The 17,270-nt window shown below is 67.0% G+C and carries 13 protein-coding genes; 9 read left to right on the top strand and 4 right to left on the bottom strand.

The window, feature by feature from the left end:
* Nucleotides 1-45: 45 nt before the first annotated feature.
* A complete protein-coding gene (locus RH90_RS02560; RefSeq protein WP_010183681.1) occupies nt 46-585 on the top strand; it encodes a DUF3833 family protein in 540 nt (179 codons plus the stop codon).
* Between the two features lie 101 nt (nt 586-686).
* On the opposite strand, the gene RH90_RS02555 is transcribed toward RH90_RS02560, so the two are convergent.
* Nucleotides 687-947, bottom strand: coding sequence for a hypothetical protein (locus tag RH90_RS02555; RefSeq protein ID WP_010183680.1), 261 nt, complete (start codon nt 945-947; stop codon nt 687-689).
* 174 nt (nt 948-1,121) lie between these two features.
* Here RH90_RS02555 and RH90_RS02550 point away from each other — a divergent pair, with 174 nt between their 5' ends.
* The 7 genes from RH90_RS02550 to RH90_RS02520 all read left to right on the top strand — a co-directional run bounded on the left by RH90_RS02550 (nt 1,122) and on the right by RH90_RS02520 (nt 11,034).
* Nucleotides 1,122-1,826, top strand: a complete 705-nt coding sequence (locus tag RH90_RS02550) for a response regulator transcription factor (RefSeq protein WP_037493030.1) — start codon at nt 1,122-1,124, stop codon at nt 1,824-1,826.
* A complete protein-coding gene (locus RH90_RS02545) occupies nt 1,823-3,157 on the top strand; it encodes an ATP-binding protein (RefSeq protein ID WP_010183678.1) in 1,335 nt (444 codons plus the stop codon). The genes RH90_RS02550 and RH90_RS02545 overlap by 4 nt, the downstream gene beginning before the upstream one ends.
* A gap of 237 nt (nt 3,158-3,394) precedes the next feature.
* A complete protein-coding gene (locus RH90_RS02540; protein WP_010183677.1) occupies nt 3,395-4,090 on the top strand; it encodes a carbonic anhydrase in 696 nt (231 codons plus the stop codon).
* A gap of 20 nt (nt 4,091-4,110) precedes the next feature.
* Nucleotides 4,111-5,586, top strand: a complete 1,476-nt coding sequence (locus tag RH90_RS02535) for a SulP family inorganic anion transporter (protein ID WP_051124725.1) — start codon at nt 4,111-4,113, stop codon at nt 5,584-5,586.
* A gap of 306 nt (nt 5,587-5,892) precedes the next feature.
* Nucleotides 5,893-6,711 carry a TorF family putative porin gene (locus RH90_RS02530; RefSeq protein WP_010183675.1) on the top strand — a complete coding sequence of 273 codons (819 nt, stop codon included), beginning with the start codon at nt 5,893-5,895 and terminating at the stop codon, nt 6,709-6,711.
* Nucleotides 6,712-6,777: 66 nt separating this feature from the next.
* Nucleotides 6,778-8,373 carry a tetratricopeptide repeat-containing sulfotransferase family protein gene (locus tag RH90_RS02525; protein WP_010183674.1) on the top strand — a complete coding sequence of 532 codons (1,596 nt, stop codon included), beginning with the start codon at nt 6,778-6,780 and terminating at the stop codon, nt 8,371-8,373.
* A 102-nt stretch (nt 8,374-8,475) separates the two neighbouring features.
* Nucleotides 8,476-11,034, top strand: a complete 2,559-nt coding sequence (locus RH90_RS02520) for a TonB-dependent receptor (protein WP_010183673.1) — start codon at nt 8,476-8,478, stop codon at nt 11,032-11,034.
* Nucleotides 11,035-11,121: 87 nt separating this feature from the next.
* Here the strand turns inward: RH90_RS02520 and RH90_RS02515 are convergent, their stop codons facing one another.
* On the bottom strand, nt 11,122-11,769 hold the full coding sequence (locus tag RH90_RS02515) for an outer membrane protein (protein WP_010183671.1): 648 nt from the start codon (nt 11,767-11,769) through the stop codon (nt 11,122-11,124).
* Between the two features lie 335 nt (nt 11,770-12,104).
* The gene (locus RH90_RS02510; protein ID WP_010183670.1) at nt 12,105-14,537 is read right to left on the bottom strand and encodes a TonB-dependent receptor; all 2,433 of its coding nucleotides are present in this window, start codon (nt 14,535-14,537) and stop codon (nt 12,105-12,107) included.
* Nucleotides 14,538-14,771: 234 nt separating this feature from the next.
* Between RH90_RS02510 and RH90_RS02505 the strand changes: the two genes are divergently transcribed.
* Nucleotides 14,772-16,337 (top strand): alkaline phosphatase D family protein, encoded by a 1,566-nt coding sequence (locus RH90_RS02505; protein ID WP_010183667.1) that lies wholly within the window; start codon nt 14,772-14,774, stop codon nt 16,335-16,337.
* A gap of 12 nt (nt 16,338-16,349) precedes the next feature.
* On the opposite strand, the gene RH90_RS02500 is transcribed toward RH90_RS02505, so the two are convergent.
* Nucleotides 16,350-17,270, bottom strand: a 921-nt coding sequence (locus RH90_RS02500; protein WP_332306557.1) for a biotin/lipoyl-containing protein, incomplete at its 5' end; no start/stop codon positions are given.

The raw sequence follows: 17,270 nt of genomic DNA, 5'->3' as shown, positions 1-17,270 counted from the left end.
CGGCGCCGACATCCAGTCCCGCGCCGCGATGAGAAAGCAATGCGGATGACTTTTCCCCAGCGCATGGCGCGGGCCGGGATGACGACGACGGGCGTGCTGATCGCCGGTCTTTGGGTCGCCGCGTGCGTGTCCACGCCGCATGTCACCAGCACGCCGACGCCGCGCTTCGATGCGGTCGCGTTCTTTGCAGGGCGGAGCGAGGGGAAGGGTGTGCTCAAGATCGCCATGCGCCGGCCGGACACCACGCTGGTCGAAGGCAATGGTCGCGTCACCGCGGATGGCGGCATCGTGCTCGACCAGACCGTACGCCGCCACGGCAAACCCGCGACGCGACGCGAGTGGGTGCTCCATCCCGCAGGCGCGGATCGCTATGCGGGTACGCTGAGCGATGCGGCGGGCCCGGTCGATGGCCGTGTCGAGGGCAATGTGCTGCACCTGCGCTTCGCGATGAAAGGCGGGCTGCAGGCGGAGCAGTTTCTCTCGCTCCGGCCGGGCGGCGCGGTCGCGGACAATGTCATGATCGTCCGCAAGCTCGGCATGCCGGTGGCGCGGCTCGACGAAACGATCACCCGGCTCGGGCGCTGAGCGCGCCCGAGCGGCGTCGCATCCTCTGCCGACGGCACTCGTCTGTGCGAGGCTTCATGGCCTGAGCGCGACGGGCCTGCGCATCGGCAGGCCCGCTCGCATCAGTTGGCGGCGGCGAGCACCGTCTTTGCCGCAGGCGCGGTCTTGGCAGCCGCGATCGCCGCGCGAGTGTCACAGCGCACCAGCGCAGGCGACTGGACGGTCTTGCCCGACGGCGTGTGGACGTGCTGGACGGTGCAGCCTTGCTTGAGCGCGTCGCTGACCTGCTGCGGGCTGTGCGCCAGGCGGTTGGCGAGCGCGGGGGTTGCGGTGGCGATCAAGGCGGGCGCGATCAGGGCGGTTGCGAAAACGGTACGAAACATGGAACAGCTCCTCGGTGGGATGATGCCATCCAGATACGCGCGCAACCTTGCTCGCGGCGTTCGCCGCCATGACAAAGTGTTTCTGCCACAATCGGCAGCAACGCCGCGTTTGACCCCCTTTCCGCCCTCGCCTACCCAGTTGCAGCAATGCCTGTGACCGACCCCACCCCGCTCATGCCGACCATCGTCCTGGTCGAGGACGATCCGCATCTGCGCACGCTGACGACGCGCGCGCTGCAGGAAAACGGCTATACCGTCCGCCCCGCCTCGACCGCGCCCGAAATGTGGCTGGCGATCGACCAGGGGCCGGTCGATCTGGTGCTGCTCGACATCATGCTGCCCGGCACCAGCGGGATCGATCTGTGCCGCGCGATCCGCCAGAAGAGCGACGTACCCATCATCTTCGTCTCGGCCAAGGGATCGGAGACCGACCGCGTCGTCGGACTCGAGCTCGGCGCCGACGATTACATCGCCAAGCCGTTCGGCACGCGCGAATTGCTCGCGCGCGTCCGTGCGGTGCTGCGCCGCGGCGGGGTCGAGCGCCAGGCGACGCCACGCGACAACGGGATGCTGCGCTTCGACGGCTGGACGGTGAACCTGCCGCGCCGCGAACTGCTATCCCCGACCGGCGCGTTGGTCGATCTGACCGGCGCCGAGTTCGACCTGCTCGTCACGCTGTGCGACCATAGCGGCCGCGTGATCGCGCGCGAGCGGCTGATCGAGCTGTCGCGCACCCGGCTCGGCGACAGTTCGGACCGCAGCATCGACGTGCTGGTCAGCCGATTGCGGCGCAAGCTGTCGAGCACCGGCGTCGACGCACCGATCGCGACGGTGCGCGGCATCGGCTATATGTTCAGCGCGCCCGTGACGCGCGATTGAGCGCGACGCTGCGCCGGCACCTCCACACGCCGGCTGGCCTGATCGGCCAGATCTTCGCGATCCTGCTGCTCGCGATGATCCTCGAATTCGGCGTGTCGACGGTGCTCTACGAACGCGCCAGCCAATTCTCGGTACGCGACGACGAAGCGCGGCGGCTCGCCGAGCATCTCGTCATCGCGCGCAAACTGCTCGAGGAGCAGGCGCCGGCGGCGCGCCCGCAGCTCGCGCGCGAGCTCACCACCAGCCGCTACGAGATCGAGTGGGCGCCCAGGCTCGCGCCGCCACCGCCGCTCGCACCGTCGCTCGACCGGATGTACCGCCAGGTGATCGGCTGGGAGCCCGATCTCGCCCATGCCGATCTGCGGCTCAACCTCGCCTCGCCGGGGCGTAACGCGGTGACCGCGGGCGGGGTGACGCTGGCCGATGGCAGCTGGATGCACTTCCACACGCGCCAGCCGATCCACCAGGCCAATCTGTCGAGCGAACGCATCCTGCTGGCAATGATCCCGGCGGGCGCGCTGCTGCTGATGGGCGGGCTGTTCATCCGCCGCACGCTACTCCCCTTGCGAAGGCTCGCGCTCGCGGCGGACGCGGTCGGCAGCGGCAGCGACCGCGACGAGGCGGTGCCCGAGGCCGGCCCTAGCGAAGTCCGCCGCGTGATCGGCGCGTTCAACCGGATGCACGCGCGGATCTATCAGCTGATCGCCGACCGCACGCAGGCGCTCGCCGCGGTCGGCCACGATCTGCGCACCCCGCTCGCCCGGCTGCGAATGCGCGCCGATGCGATCTCGGACGAGGCGTTGCGCGACGCGGTCGAGGCCGACGTGCTCGAAATGGACGCAATGGTCGCCTCCTTGCTCGCCTATCTCGGCGGCGAGGGCGCGAGCGAGGCGCGCGTCGCGATCGATCTCGCGGTGCTGTGCGAGACGGTGTGCGACGATGCCAGCGACCGCGGGCGCGACGCGCGCTATACCGGTCCCGACCATCTCGAGCTCGCCGTGCGCCCGGTCACGCTCAAGCGCGCGATCGGCAATTTGGTCGAGAACGCGCTGCATTATGGCGAGCGCGTTTACATGACGCTGCTGCGCGAGGGCGAAAACGTCGTGATTCGCATCGAGGATGACGGGCCCGGCGTTCCGGCGGCGTCCCTCGCGACCGTACTCGAGCCATTCGTCCGGCTCGACACCGCGCGCGCGCGCGACACGATCGGGCTCGGGCTCGGGCTGTCGATCGTCGCGCGGGCGGTGGCGGAGCATGACGGAACGCTTGCTTTGTCGAACCGGCCCGAGGGGGGCCTGCGTGCTGAGATCGTGTTGCCGGCGATGTCGTAACCTTCTTCGTCACCCCGGGCTTTTCCCGGTTCCCACCGTGCCCCGTGCGCTGCGCTGGACAGCGCGCGCTTCCCGGTAGGCCCCGGCAAAAGGCCGAGGTGACGGCGAAAGGGTCGTCCCCGCGCGCGCAAACGCACGAGCAATCATTCGTAACGGTACCGCCGCGTCGCAGCAAAAGGCGCGCGCTATCTGCATCCGTGACCCCGTTCCCCCACGGGCACCTCAAGGAGCAGAGTCATGAACGATCTCATTGGACGCGTCCTCAGTTTCGAAAAAGCGGTCTTCCCAGACCAGAGCGCGCTTTACGCAAAGCTCGCGCAGCACGGCCAGAGCCCCAAGGCGCTGATGATCTCGTGCGCCGATTCGCGCGTCGTCCCCGAACACATCATGCAGGCAGCCCCCGGCGACCTCTTCGTTTGCCGCAACGCAGGCAACATCGTGCCGCCGTCGTCGACCCAAATGGGTGGCGTGTCCTCGACGGTCGAATATGCCGTCGCGGCGCTCGGCGTGCGTGACATCATCATCTGCGGCCATTCGGACTGCGGTGCAATGAAGGCGTTGATGAACCCAGAGATGCTGAACGGCATGCCCAACGTCGCCGCCTGGCTGCGCCACAGCCACGCTGCCGAGTGCGTCGTCCGCCAGGGCTATCCCGAGCTTACCAACGAGGAAGGCGTCCGCGCCGCAGCGCTCGAGAACGTCGTCGTACAGCTCCAGCATCTGCGCACGCACCCGTCGGTCGCCGCCGGCATCGCGCGCGGCGAGATCACGCTGCACGGCTGGTTCTTCGATATCGGAGCAGGCGCGATGTACGCGCTCGACGGATCGACCGGCCGCTTCGCGCAGATCCAGGCGGACGAACCCCTCCCCGTCGCTCACGCCGCCGCGCGCCACCGCGCGTCGGACGTCGAATATCTGGAAGCCGCAGAGTGAAACTCCCCACGCTGAGCGTGATGGGGCGTGACCTCACTGCCTCGATCGTCGTGTTCCTGGTCGCGATGCCCCTGTGTATGGGCATCGCGATCGCCTCGGGCGTGCCGCCCGAAAAGGGCCTGATCACCGGCATCATCGGTGGTCTGGTGGTCGGCATGTTCGCCGGCTCGCCGCTCCAGGTCAGCGGCCCTGCCGCCGGTCTCGCGGTCATCGTGTTCGAGCTCGTTCGCGACCAAGGCCTTTCGGCGCTTGGGCCGATCCTCATTCTTGCCGGCGCGATCCAGGTCGTCGCCGGCGTATTCCGTCTGGGCGGCTGGTTCCGCGCGATCTCGCCCGCAGTGGTGCACGGCATGTTGGCCGGCATCGGTGTGCTGATCGTCGTCGGGCAGTTCCATGTCATGTTCGACGAAAAGCCGCTGCCGAGCGGCCTCAAGAACCTCGCCGCGATCCCAAGCCGGCTGTTCGGCCTGTCGTCGGACATCGGCGCGACCGAGGTCGCGATCGCGCTCGCCGTCTTCACGCTGGCGGTGATGCTCGGCTGGGAGAAGTTCCGGCCCAAGTCGCTGCGGCTGGTGCCGGGCGCCTTGCTCGGCGTCGTCGCCGCGACGCTGGTCGCGTGGCTTTCCGGGCTCGACATCGCGCGCGTCGCGGTGCCGCAGAACATCGCCGGTGCGATCAGCCTGCCCGGCGCGGACATGTTCTCGCACTTCCTCGATCCCGGCGTGATCGGCGCAGCGCTCGCCATCGCCTTCATCGCCAGTGCGGAGACGCTGCTGTCGGCAGCCGCGGTCGACCGGATGCACGACGGCGTGCGCACCGATTACAACAAGGAGCTGCGCGCGCAGGGCATCGGCAACCTGCTGTGCGGCGTCGCGGGCGCCTTGCCGATGACCGGCGTGATCGTGCGCAGCTCGGCCAACGTCCAGGCGGGCGCGACGACGCGGCTCTCGACGATCCTGCACGGCGCGTGGATTCTCGGCTTCGTCGCGCTGCTGCCGTGGCTGCTGCGCGAGATCCCGATGGCGGCGCTCGGCGCAGTGCTGGTGCTGACCGGCTGGCGGCTGGTCAATTTCAGCCATGCCAAGCATCTGTTCAAGGATCACGGGCCGTTGCCCGTCGTGATCTGGGCGGTGACGCTGCTGCTGGTGGTGACGCAGGATCTGCTGACCGGCGTGCTGGTCGGGATCGGGCTTTCGCTGCTCGAGCTGATCCCCGTGCTGCGCAACCTTCGCCTCAAGGTGGTGCATGTCGAAAATGACGGGCACGAGACCGTGCGCCTTCAGGGGGCGGCGACGTTCCTGACGCTGCCCAAGCTGTCGGGGGCGCTCGACGCGGTGCCACACGGTGCGCCGATGCGGCTCGACATGAGCGAGCTTTCCTCGGCGGATCACACCACGGCGGAGCTGCTCAAGGACTGGCTCGCGCGGCGGCGGGCCGCGGGTGGCCATGTCGAGGTCTACGGCGCTTCCGAACGGCTGACCAAGCAGACCGCCTGAGCGGACATGCCTAGCCCCTCCCCTTCAGGGGAGGGGTTGGGGGTGGGGCGAGCCTCGCAGAGACCAGCGCTGGTGACTTCCCCACCCCAACCCCTCCCCTGAAGGGAGGGGCTTTTTTATGCGCGCTACGCTCGAGCAACAGTTCGTCACCGAGCGGCAAGAAAGCAGCAGCACGCCCCTCATACAAAAATGGAGTTCCGGCCGATCGCCGCCCCATCGCTTCCCGTTTGGAGAAGCGCTAGCGGTGAGATGCGGCGACGGTCGGGGCAGCAGGCGGGACCCGTTCGACCGATCCAGGGGGTTCCAGTGAAGATCTATTCCACCATCGCGGCAGCCATGCTGACCGTCATCGCCACGCCAGCTCTGGCCGACGAAACCGATCCGCCACCGCCGATCGTCGTATCCGGCTCGGTCGCGATCGTATCGGACTATCGTTTCCGCGGCGTCTCGCAGAGCGACAAGGAAGCCGCGATCCAGGGCGGCATTTCCGCCACGCACAGATCAGGCCTCTATGTCGGCACCTGGGCGTCCAACCTCGCCGGTTGGGGCACCTTCGGCGGTGCCAATATGGAGCTCGATTTGTACGGTGGCTATAAGCGCAGCCTCGGCGGCGGGACCGCGGTCGATGTCGGGCTGACCTGGTACATGTATCCGGGCGGCGCCGATCTCACCGATTTCGCCGAAGGCTATGCCAAGCTGTCGACGACGCTCGGGCCCGTCAGCGCGCTCGCCGGCGTCGCTTATGCGCCCAAGCAGCGCGCGCTCGGCAATTTCTCGAACACGCCGCAGAGCCGCGGGCAGACCCAGGACAATACCTATCTGTGGGGCGATGTCAGCGCCGGGATCCCGACCACGCCGGTGACCGCCAAGGCGCATCTCGGCTATTCCTGGGGCAATCCCGGGCTCGGGCCGAACGGCACTAGCGTCGCGCCGACGGGGAAGTATCTCGACTATCTCGTCGGGCTCGACGTGACGTTCAAGCCGGTAACGCTCGGCCTCGCTTATGTCGGCACCGACATTTCGAGTCGTCGCGCCGCCTATCTGCTGCCCAATTTCTCCTCGACCAAGAATGGGTCGTCTATCTCGTCGGGCAAGCTGGTCGTCTCGCTGTCCGCCGCCTTCTGATCGCTGCGGCATGAAATGCGTCCCCCGCTAGCCGGGGGGCGCATCGCGGCGCTACACGGGGATCGCATGGCATCCCCTCCCCTATCGCAACCGCGTTACGCACCCGCCCTGGTCGAGGCCGCGCTGGCGCTCCACGACAATCGGCTGTCCGATGCCGAGCCGCTGCTCAAGCAGCAGTTGAAGCAGGATCCGTTCGACGTCGCGGCGATGCGGATGCTCGCCGAGCTTGCCGGGCGGATCGGGCGGTATCGCGATTCCGAGGCATTGCTGCGCCGCGCGATCGAGCTGTCGCCCGCCTTCACCGCGGCGCGCGCCAATCTCGCGCTGGTGCTCTACCGCCTCAACCGCCCATCCGAGGCGATCGCCGAGCTCGCCACCGTGGTGGTCGAGGACCCCGACAACCCGGGTCACGCCAACCTCCAGGCGGCCGCCTTCGGCCGGATCGGCGATTTCGACGCGGCGATCGCCTTGTACGAGCACGTCCTTACGGACGCTCCGGCACAGCCGCGCGTGTGGATGAGCTTTGGCCATATGCTCAAGACCGTCGGGCGCCAGGCCGACGGGATCGCCGCCTACCGCCGCGCGATCGACCTGCTGCCGAGTCTGGGCGAAGCGTGGTGGAGCCTCGCCAATCTCAAGACCGTACGCTTCGACGAGGCCGACATCGCGCGGATGGAAACGGCGCTCGCCGCGACGGGGATTTCGGACGAAGACCGCTTCCACCTCGACTTCGCGCTCGGCAAGGCGTTGGAGGATCGCCGCCAGGCCGAGGCGGCGTTCGCGCATTATGCCGCGGGCAATGCGCGCCGCCGCGCCCAGTTGGCGTATGACGCCGACGAGACGACGCGCTTCGTGGATCGAAGCATCGCGACGTTCGATGCCGCCTTCTTCGCCGAGCGTGCCGATTTCGGCTGCCCTGCCCCCGACCCGATCTTCATCCTCGGGATGCCGCGCGCCGGGTCGACGCTGATCGAGCAGATCCTGTCGAGCCACAGCCAAGTCGAGGGCACGAGCGAACTCCCCGACATCCCCGCGCTCGCCCGCGGTGAGGCGCACTACCCCGAAGGCCTCGCCGACTGGTCGCCAGAGCGGCTGCGCGAAGCGGGCGAAGCCTATCTCGCGCGCACCCGCGTCCAGCGGCGCACCGACCGTCCGTTGTTCATCGACAAGCTGCCCAACAATTGGGCGCACGTCGCCTTCATCCAGCTGATCCTCCCCAACGCGCGGATCATCGATGCGCGGCGGCATCCGCTCGGCTGCTGCTTCTCCAACTTCAAACAGCATTTCGCGCGTGGCCAGGGCTTCAGCTACGGACTAGAGGATATGGGGCGCTACTACCGCGACTATGTGCGGCTGATGGCGCATGTCGATGCTGTGCTGCCGGGCCGCGTCCACCGCGTACTGTACGAGGATATGGTCGATGATACCGAGGCGACGGTGCGCGCGCTGCTCTCGGCGTGCGGCCTCGCCTTCGAGCCGGCCTGCCTTGCCTTCCACGAGACCGAACGCGCCGTCCGCACCGCAAGCTCCGAACAGGTCCGCCGCCCGATCTTCCGCGACGGCACCGACGCGTGGAAACCGTTCGAGCCGTGGCTCGACCCGCTCAAGGCAGCGCTCGGCGCGACCCTCGACCAGTACCCGGCGGCCCCGAACTCGTTGTAATTCCGCAACGGTTCGGCAGGATTGTTGCGCCCATGTTGCAGTGCGCTTGACGGATACCGCAGTCGCGAACAGTTTCTCCGCAATATCGTAAGGGGGAAATTGATGTCGCTGTTCGGGCACCGCGCCGTCGTCGCTGCATTGCTGTCATCGGTCGCGTGCGTCACTCCGGCGCTGGCGCAGACCACGCCTGCCGAGCCGGCGCCGGCCGTGCAGACAGACAATGGCGGCGACATCGTCGTCACCGCGACCAAGCGCTCGGAAACGCTGCAGAGCGTGCCGATCGCGGTCCAGGCGCTGCCGACCAAGGCGCTCGACCAGCTCAACATCACCAATTTCGCGCAATACGCCAAGCAATTGCCCTCGGTGTCGTTCCAGCCCGCCGCCAATGCCGGCGGCAATCCCGGCCAGATCGTGATCTACCAGCGCGGCATCGCCGCGGGTGGCGAAGGCAATCATTCGGGCTCGCTTCCCGCGGTGGGCGTGTATCTCGACGAGCAGCCGGTCACCACCGTCGGCGGCAATCTCGACGTCCATATCTACGACGTCGCGCGCATCGAAAGCCTGTCGGGGCCGCAGGGCACGCTGTTCGGCGCGTCGTCGGAGGCGGGCACGGTCCGCATCATCACCAACAAGCCCGATCTCTCGCATTTCTACGGCCGCGCCGATATCGAGGGCAATCACGTCAGCAAGGGCGGGTTCGGCGGCAAAGCCGAGGGGATGCTCAACATCCCGCTGTCGCCGGATATCGCGCTGCGCGTGGTCGGCTTCTATGAGCGCGACGCCGGCTATATCGACAATGTCGCGGGCACGCGCACCTTCCTGCCCGATCCCAACACCGGCGCGGCGATCACCGTCAACAACGCCAAGTTCGTCAAGAAGGACTATAACGACACCGAGATCGCCGGCGGCCGCGCCGCGCTGAAGATCGATCTCGACAGCAATTGGACCGTGACGCCGACCGTCATGTACCAGGATACCCGCAGCCACGGCGCCTATGGCTATGATCCCAAGGTCGGCGACCTCAAGCTCCAGCATTTCCTGCCCGAATATCGCCGCGACCGCTACGTTCAGGCCGCGCTGACGATCGAGGGCAAGGTCGGCAATTGGGACCTGACCTATGCCGGCGCCTATCTCGACCGCAAGGCGGCGCAGTCGAGCGACTACACCGATTATGCCGAGGCGTACGACAACCTTTATTCGTCGGTCGGCGGCCTCGCCGGCTATTTCTATTACAAGGACAATGCCGGCAAGCAGATCGCGCCGCTGCAGAACGTGCTGGCGACCGATCATTTCAAGAAACTGAGCCAGGAACTGCGCGTCGCCAGCCCCGCGGGCGACCGCTTCCGGATCGTCGCGGGCGCCTTCTATCAGCGCCAGAGCAACGACATCCACCAGGATTACAAGGTCGCCGGGCTCGCCGATGCGCTGTCGGTCAACGGCCATCCCGGCACCTTGTGGCTGACGCAGCAGCACCGCGTCGACAAGGACTATGCGATGTTCGGCGAGGCGAGCTTCGACATTACCCCGACGATCACCGCCACCGCGGGCGCGCGCGCCTTCATCTACGACAATTCGCTGATCGGTTTCTTTGGCTTCGGGCGTAACCCGTCGGGCAATTACGCCGACACGCCGTACAATGGCGCGGGCAGCTCGCGCACCGGCGTGGCGGGCTGCTTCACCACCACCGGCGCACGGCTGCGCGACGCGGTCGATGCGGGGACCAGCACCGCTTTCGCGCCCGGCGCGCTTCCCGGAAGCCCTTGCACCAATCTCGGCACCTATGTCGGCGGCGTCGGGGTCGAGCCGGTCAAGGCGTCGGGCCAGGGCGTGACCTATCGCGCCAATCTGAGCTGGAAGCCGGTCCACGGCGTCTTGCTCTATGGCACCGTCTCGCGCGGGTTCCGGCCGGGCGGGATCAACCGTCGCGCCGATGTCGCGCCGTACGCCGCCGATTATCTGACCAATTACGAATTCGGCGCGAAAACCACGCTGCTCGGCGGCAAGGCGCATATCAACGGCGCGATCTACCAGGAAGATTGGGACAAGTTCCAATTCTCCTATCTCGGCGCGAACAGCTTCACCGAGATCCACAACGGCCCCAACGCGCGCGTCCGCGGCGTCGAGCTCAACGGCAACCTCAATCTCGGCGGTTTGTCGCTGAGCGCCTCGGGGGCGTATAACGACGCCAAGACGCGCAAGAACCTCTGCCTGATCGACGATCCGACCTACACCTGCGCCGATACCGGCAACGGCAATATCGTCTCGGCGCCGGCGGGGACGCATCTGCCGATCACGCCGCGCTTCAAGGGCACGGCGTCGGCGCGCTACACCGTGCCGGTCGGCAGCTTCAAGGCCTATGGCCAGGGGGTCGTGGCGTATCAGAGCTCGGCCGCGTCGGACATCCGCACCGCGTCGAAATATCCGACCGGAGACGTGTACAACCCCGCCGCGCTGCTCGGCCGCCTCGCCGCCTTCACCACCGCCGACTTTGCGGTGGGCGCCGAGTTCAATCGTTTTAGTATCGAGCTGTTCCTGCAGAACGCGTTCGATTCGCGCGGCCAGATCGGCCGCTTCCAGGAATGCGGCAGCTGCGGGCAGCGGCCGTATATCATCCCGATCGTCCCGCAGACGGTCGGCGTGCGGCTGCACAGCGACTTCTGAGCTGCGCCCACGCGGCTACGCCGGACACGAAAAGGGCGGGGAATGTCGCCATTCCCCGCCCCCTCGCGCTGTCCGAAAAAGTTTGGCTTAGAAGTGCGTGATCACGCCCATCATCGGCCGCAGGCTGTGGAAGTTGCCGAAGGTGTTGACTTCTGCACGGATGCGGAAGCCGGCATTGCCGGTGATGCCCTTCAGGCCGATGTCCTTCGGGCCGAACTCGGTGCCGATCCCGTAGGTGATCGCGCCATAGTTCTTCTCGGCGCGGTTACCCGTCGAATAGGTCGAGTAATGGTCGAAATCGACCCACTGATAGCCAACCTTGCCGTAGAACATGCCGCTGTCACCGGCGCGAACGCCGAAGCGGCCAGCTGCGCCATATTCCCAGTTGATGTTGCCCGAAACGCCCTTGGCGACGCTGCCTTCGGCACCGACGAACACCGGCCCGAGCGGAACGTTGATGCCCGCGACGCCCTGAACGAGCGCGCCGGCGAGGCGGTAGTTGTTGCGGATCGAACCGTTGGCGTTGAGCGCCTGCGGGATGCCGTGGTTACGCTCGTTGTCGAACTGCTCCCAGCCGCCCAGCACGCCGACATAGGGCTCGATGCCGAATGCACGGCTGCCGTCGGGTGCGGTCGGGCCGGTTTCGACCGGCGCTGCGGCGGGGGCGTCCTGCGCGAAGGCGGGAGCGGCGACGACGACTGCCAAGGCGGCAGCCGCGAGTTTAAGAGTGCGCATTTGAAATGACCTTATTTGCGGACGTTTGGGGGCGTGCCGGGGTGTCGATCCCGTTTCCCGGTGCGCCCTCTAACAAGCTTTGGCGGCCGATGTTGCACCGCAACGGAAAAAACCGCAGCGACGCGTTTTTTGTCACATTTCTGCAACGGTTTCTTTCCGCCAGATGAACGGATCCGTCTATTTGAAGGAGTTGTAGCCAGAACGCCTTATCGTCGGCCATGCCAAGCTCTGCCCGACTCGACGGTCAGGCATGTACGATCGACCATGTGTCCCGACGGCCTGCTGCTTGAAACGGGGTTGTCCGGTCGCCTTGCGCGACCGGACACCTCGCCACTTTAATATTTGACCTTGACCGTTCCGCCGAAGGTCCGTGGGCTGCCGGGATAGCCCTGCACGATGCCGGTCGACTTGGTCAGGCCGAGCAGGTTGATGAAGTAGCTTTTGTTGAGCAGATTCTCCGACCAGATCTGCATATCGAACTTGCCGTGATCGAGCTGCAAGCCGACGCGCGCGCTGACCAAGGCGTAAGCGGCGATCTCGGCAGTCGGGTCGAGCGTGATCGTCGTGTTCTGCTTGCTGCGCCAGTTCACGTCGACCAGCCCGTAGCCGACCGCGTCGTCGCTCACCGCATGGCTGTAGTCGGCGGTGAGATCGGCGGTCCATTTCGGCGCCCAGGCGACCTGGCGCCCGGTCAGATCGCACACCGACGCGGTCGTCGTCGCGGGGCAGGTCGAATTGTGGAACGACGAATAATAAGCGTGATTGTACGCGGCGAAGCCCTTGAGGTGGAAACCGCGGAACAGGAACGCCTCGCCCTCGAGCTCGACCCCGTCCGACGTCAGCGAGCCGACATTTGCGAGGAATTTCGCTGCGGTATTGCCGACGCCGACCGACTCGTTGGCCTGGTAATTGTGGACCACGGTGTGGAAGCCGGTGAGGTTGAGCAGCAGATGGCGATCGAACCATTCGCTTTTGATGCCGGCCTCGAAATTGTCGGTCTTCTCGCCTTTGACCTGCTGCCCCGCGCCGTACAGCGTCACCGCGCGCAGTACGCTCGCGTCGGGGTTCGAGGCGTTGACCGGGAGCAGATTGAACCCGGCCGATTTGTTGCCGCGCGCATATTTCGCGTAAAGCATCACGGCTGGCGTGACCTTGTAGCTCACGCTGCCCTCGCCCGACAGCGAGCGGTCGTTGAGCCGATCGTCGACCCGCCCGAGCTGCGCATTGGCGCCCGACGGCGACAGCGCGTTGATCTGCGCGGTGGTGAAATTGCCGAGGTTCGAGCTGACCGAGCCGGCATAGACTTCGGTGCGGTGCTCCCAGGTATAGCGCAAGCCCCCGTCGAGCGCGAGCCGGCGCGCAGCGTCGGGATGCCAAGTGACGTTGCCGAACGCGGCTTCGGTATCGGTGTGGAACAGCGCGCGCGAGGCAAAGCCGAGCCCGGCGATCTGGTTGGCGTAAGCGCCCTGCGCCCAGGTCTTGCCGCCGACCGTCGGGAACAGCGTCGCCGAGGGATTGGCCGCCCAGATATTGTATTGGTTGCCGAAGCGGATCCGCGAATCGACCTGCAGCTTCTGGCGCGACAGGAAGCCGCCGAGCGTCAGCTCGATCGGCCGGTTGCGCGCGGTCTGCCAGCGCAGTTCCTGCGAAAATTGGTGCTCGTCGTTGCACGAGCCGTAATCGGGAATCGCATTGAGCTGGGTGTAATCATTGTCGTTGTTGGTGAAACATTTCCAATGCTCGAACGCGGTGATCGCGGTCAGCGTGCTCGCGCCGACGCTCCAGTTGATCTCGCCGCTCACCGCGCGCGTGTCGGTCACGGCGTTGAGCGCGCCGTCGATGTTGATCAGCCGGTTGCGCGCCGTGCCGGTGGTCAGCGTATAGCCCGCCGCTGCCATTCGCGCCTTGAGCAGCGTCGGATCATAGACCTGCAGGATGACGGGCGAGATCGTTGGGAAGGCCTGGTGATTGTACGTCCCGATCAGCCGGACCGAGAGGGTATCAGTCGGCGTCGCGAGCAATTGCGCGCGGACACCCTGCCCCTGGCGGGCATTCTGATAAGTGTTGTTGAACAGGTTGCGGTAATTGCCGTCGGTCTGGCTGTAATAGCCCGAGAGGCGCAGCGCGAGCTTGTCGGGGATCAGCGCGCCGGTCGCGCCGCCCTTGACCTCCTTATAGCCCTGGTTGCCGACCGTCGCTTCGGCATTGGCGGCGAAGTCGAAGCTCGGTTTGAGCGTGTTGATGATCACCGCGCCGGCCGAGGTGTTCTTGCCGAACAGCGTGCCCTGCGGCCCGCGCAGCAGCTCGACATCGGCGAGATCGGTGAAGTCGGTCGAGACCATCCCCTGCCGCCCGGTATAGACCCCGTCGACGAAGATGCCGACCGAACCGTCGATGCCATCGGTGTTGAAGCCGTTGTTGCCGATCCCGCGGACGCCGAGATTGAGCTGCTTGGGATTGGTCAGATAGACCGAGAAGGCCGGGAATTTGGTCTGGAAATCGGTGAAGTTGACAAGGTTCTGACGGCTGAGCTCGGCCGGCGTGATGACCGTGATCGGGATCGGCACCGACTGGACGTTCTCGGCGCGCTTGCGTGCGACCACGGTGATGTCGGCGATTTGATCGTCCGCGGGGGTGGCGGTGTCGGCCGGCTGCGCGGCGGTCGCGGCGGGCGCATCTTGCGCCGCGGCAGCGCTCGACAGCGTAGTCGAGGCCAATAGCGTGGCGATCGCCAGCCCGATCGGGCGACGCAAAGGTTCGAATGTCATGAAGGCCCCCTGGGTAATCCGTCGCATGGGCCGATGCCGGTCTTGAGCCGGTTATGCCTTAGCTTGCCCGCACTTAGGCACGATCTGCGTCAGTCGCGCGTCGTGACGATGACGCAGAGATGACAGCACGCGTGCGGCCCGCGCTGCGCCAACGCAGCGATATCTCGCCGTGTCGCGCAACGGTAACGGTGGTAAGCGATAGCGCGGTCAGCGTTCGCTCAGGTCAGGATTTTCATGCTTCATCCCTCGCGGCGCGACATTCTGACGGCCTCGATGCTTGCTGCGCCTGCGCTGCTTACGATGCCGGCGCGCGCGACCGTGCGCGCGACCGGGAGCGATCCCTTCACGCTCGGCGTCGCATCGGGCGAGCCGGCGCCCGACGGCGTCGTGCTGTGGACCCGGCTCGCGCCCGAGCCGCTCGCGCCGCACGGTGGCTTGCCGCCACACCCGATCGCGGTCCGCTGGCAAGTCGCCGAGGACGAACGCTTCGAACGGATCGCGCGTTCGGGGAGCGCGCTCGCCGATCCGGCCGCGGCGCATTCGGTGCATGTCGAGGTCGCCGGACTGCGGCCGGGGCGCGGCTATTTCTACCGCTTCATCGCTGGCGGCGCGGTCAGCCCGGTCGGTCGAACGCGCACCGCTCCGGCACACGGTGCGCCGGTCGATGCGCTGCGCTTCTGCTTCGGGTCATGCCAGAAATACGAAGCGGGCTATTACGCCGCGTGGCGCCACGTCGTCGCCGCCGACCCCGAACTGATCGTCTTCCTCGGCGACTATATCTACGAAAACGCGCCGACCGACGACGGTGTGCGGCGCCACCCTACCCCCGAGCCGTTCGATCTGGAGGGCTATCGGCTGCGCTACGCGAGCTACAAGCGGGACTCCCTGCTGCAGGCGGCACACGCCGCCGCGCCGTGGATCTCGACCTGGGACGATCACGAGGTCGCCAACGATTACGCCGGCGCGCTCGACGAGAAGAACGGCGACCCTGCGCTGTTCCTGCAGCGCCGCGCCGCCGCGTATCGCGCCTATTGGGAGCATATGCCGCTGCGGGCCGCGGCGCATCCGGCGGGGCCCGACGCGCGGCTCTACCATGCGCTCGACTGGGGGACGCTCGCGCAGTTCCAGATCATCGACGATCGGCAATATCGCGGCGCGCGCGCCTGCCAGCCGCCCGAACTGCTTGCCGCGCACAAGCAATATCTCGTCAATGTGCGCGATTGCCCCGATCGGCACGACGCCGCGCGGACGATGCTCGGCGGCGTGCAGGAACGCTGGCTGCTCGACCAGCTCGGCACGACGCGCGCGCGCTGGAATTTGCTCGCGCAGCAGACGCTGATGGCGCCGTTCGCGCAGATCGATCCGGCGCATCCCGAGCGCGGCGTCGACCTCCACGCCGCCGACCGGTGGGAGGGCTACCCGGCGGCGCGCGAGCGCATCTTCCGCCGCTGGGCCGAGGCCAAGACGCCCAACCCGATCGTGCTGAGCGGCGACATCCACGCCTTCGCCGCCGCCGACATCCGGCATCCCGACCATCCCGAGCAGCCACCGATCGCGGCCGAGTTCGTCGGCGGGTCGATCACCTCGCTCTATCACCATGCGGAATTCAAGCAGGAGGCGCGGCTCAATCCCGGGTTCCGCTATGCCGAGAACGAAGTGCGCGGCTTCGGGCAGGTCGAGCTGAAGGCGGATCGGGCGACGGTCGAGTTCCGCGGCCTCGCCAATGCGCTCGATCCGCAGTCGAGCGTGTCGACGATCGCGCGGTTCGAGGTCGAGGGGGGGCGCGGCGGGATCGCCTGATCCCGCCGAACGCTATTCCATCTCGAGGATCACGGCGTCGACCGCGAGGCTGTCGCCCGGCGCGGCGTTGACCGACTTGACCGTGCCGGCCTTTTCGGCGCGCAGGATGTTCTCCATCTTCATGGCTTCCACCACCGCGAGCGGCTGGCCCGCCTCGACCTTGTCGCCCGCGGCGACGTCGAGCCGCATCAGCAGGCCGGGCATCGGGCACAGCAGGAATTTCGAGAGATCGGGCGGGATCTTGGTGATCATGTGCTGCGCATAGCGCGCGACATGCGCGGGCAGGACTCGCGCGACATGGCTCGCGCCGCGGGTGGTGAGCTTGAAGCCGGTTCGGGTGCGCGCGATCTTGACCGTCAGCGGGGCGTCGTCGAGCTCGGCTTCGACGGTGCGGTCGCCCGGCGTATATTCGAGCGCAATGTCGAGATCGGCATCGTCGACGGTAATGCCGTCGGTCGAGATCGCGACGAGATGATCGGTGTCACCGATCCGAACCGACCAGTCCGACGGCGGACGCAGCCGCTTGCCGAGCTGCCCGTCGATGCGGCGCGCGCGGTCGGCTTCCGCCGTCGCGGCGAAGGCGGCGATCGCGGCGAGCGCCTCGATCAGGTCGGGCGCGGCGGGGGCGCCGTGGAAGCCGTCGGGATATTCCTCGGCGATGAAGCCGGTGGTGATGTTTCCGCTGCGGAAGCGCGGGTGCTGCATCAGCGCCGAGAGGAAGTCGATGTTGTTGCCGGGGCCCTCGATCTCGAACGCGTCGAGCGCGGCGATCTGCTGGTCGATCGCCTCCTCGCGGGTGGGGGCCCAGGTGATGAGTTTCGCGATCATCGGGTCGTAGAACATGCTGACCTCGCCGCCTTCGCGCACGCCGTCGTCGACGCGGGTGTAGCTTTCTTGAAGCCCCTCCCCTTTAGGGGAGGGGTTGGGGGTGGG

It is taken from the genome of Sphingomonas sp. PAMC 26605, assembly GCF_000241485.1.
Lineage (GTDB): Bacteria > Pseudomonadota > Alphaproteobacteria > Sphingomonadales > Sphingomonadaceae > Sphingomonas.
The sequence above is the reverse complement of the archived record's forward strand: the minus strand, read 5'-3'. Positions and strand labels throughout refer to the sequence as shown.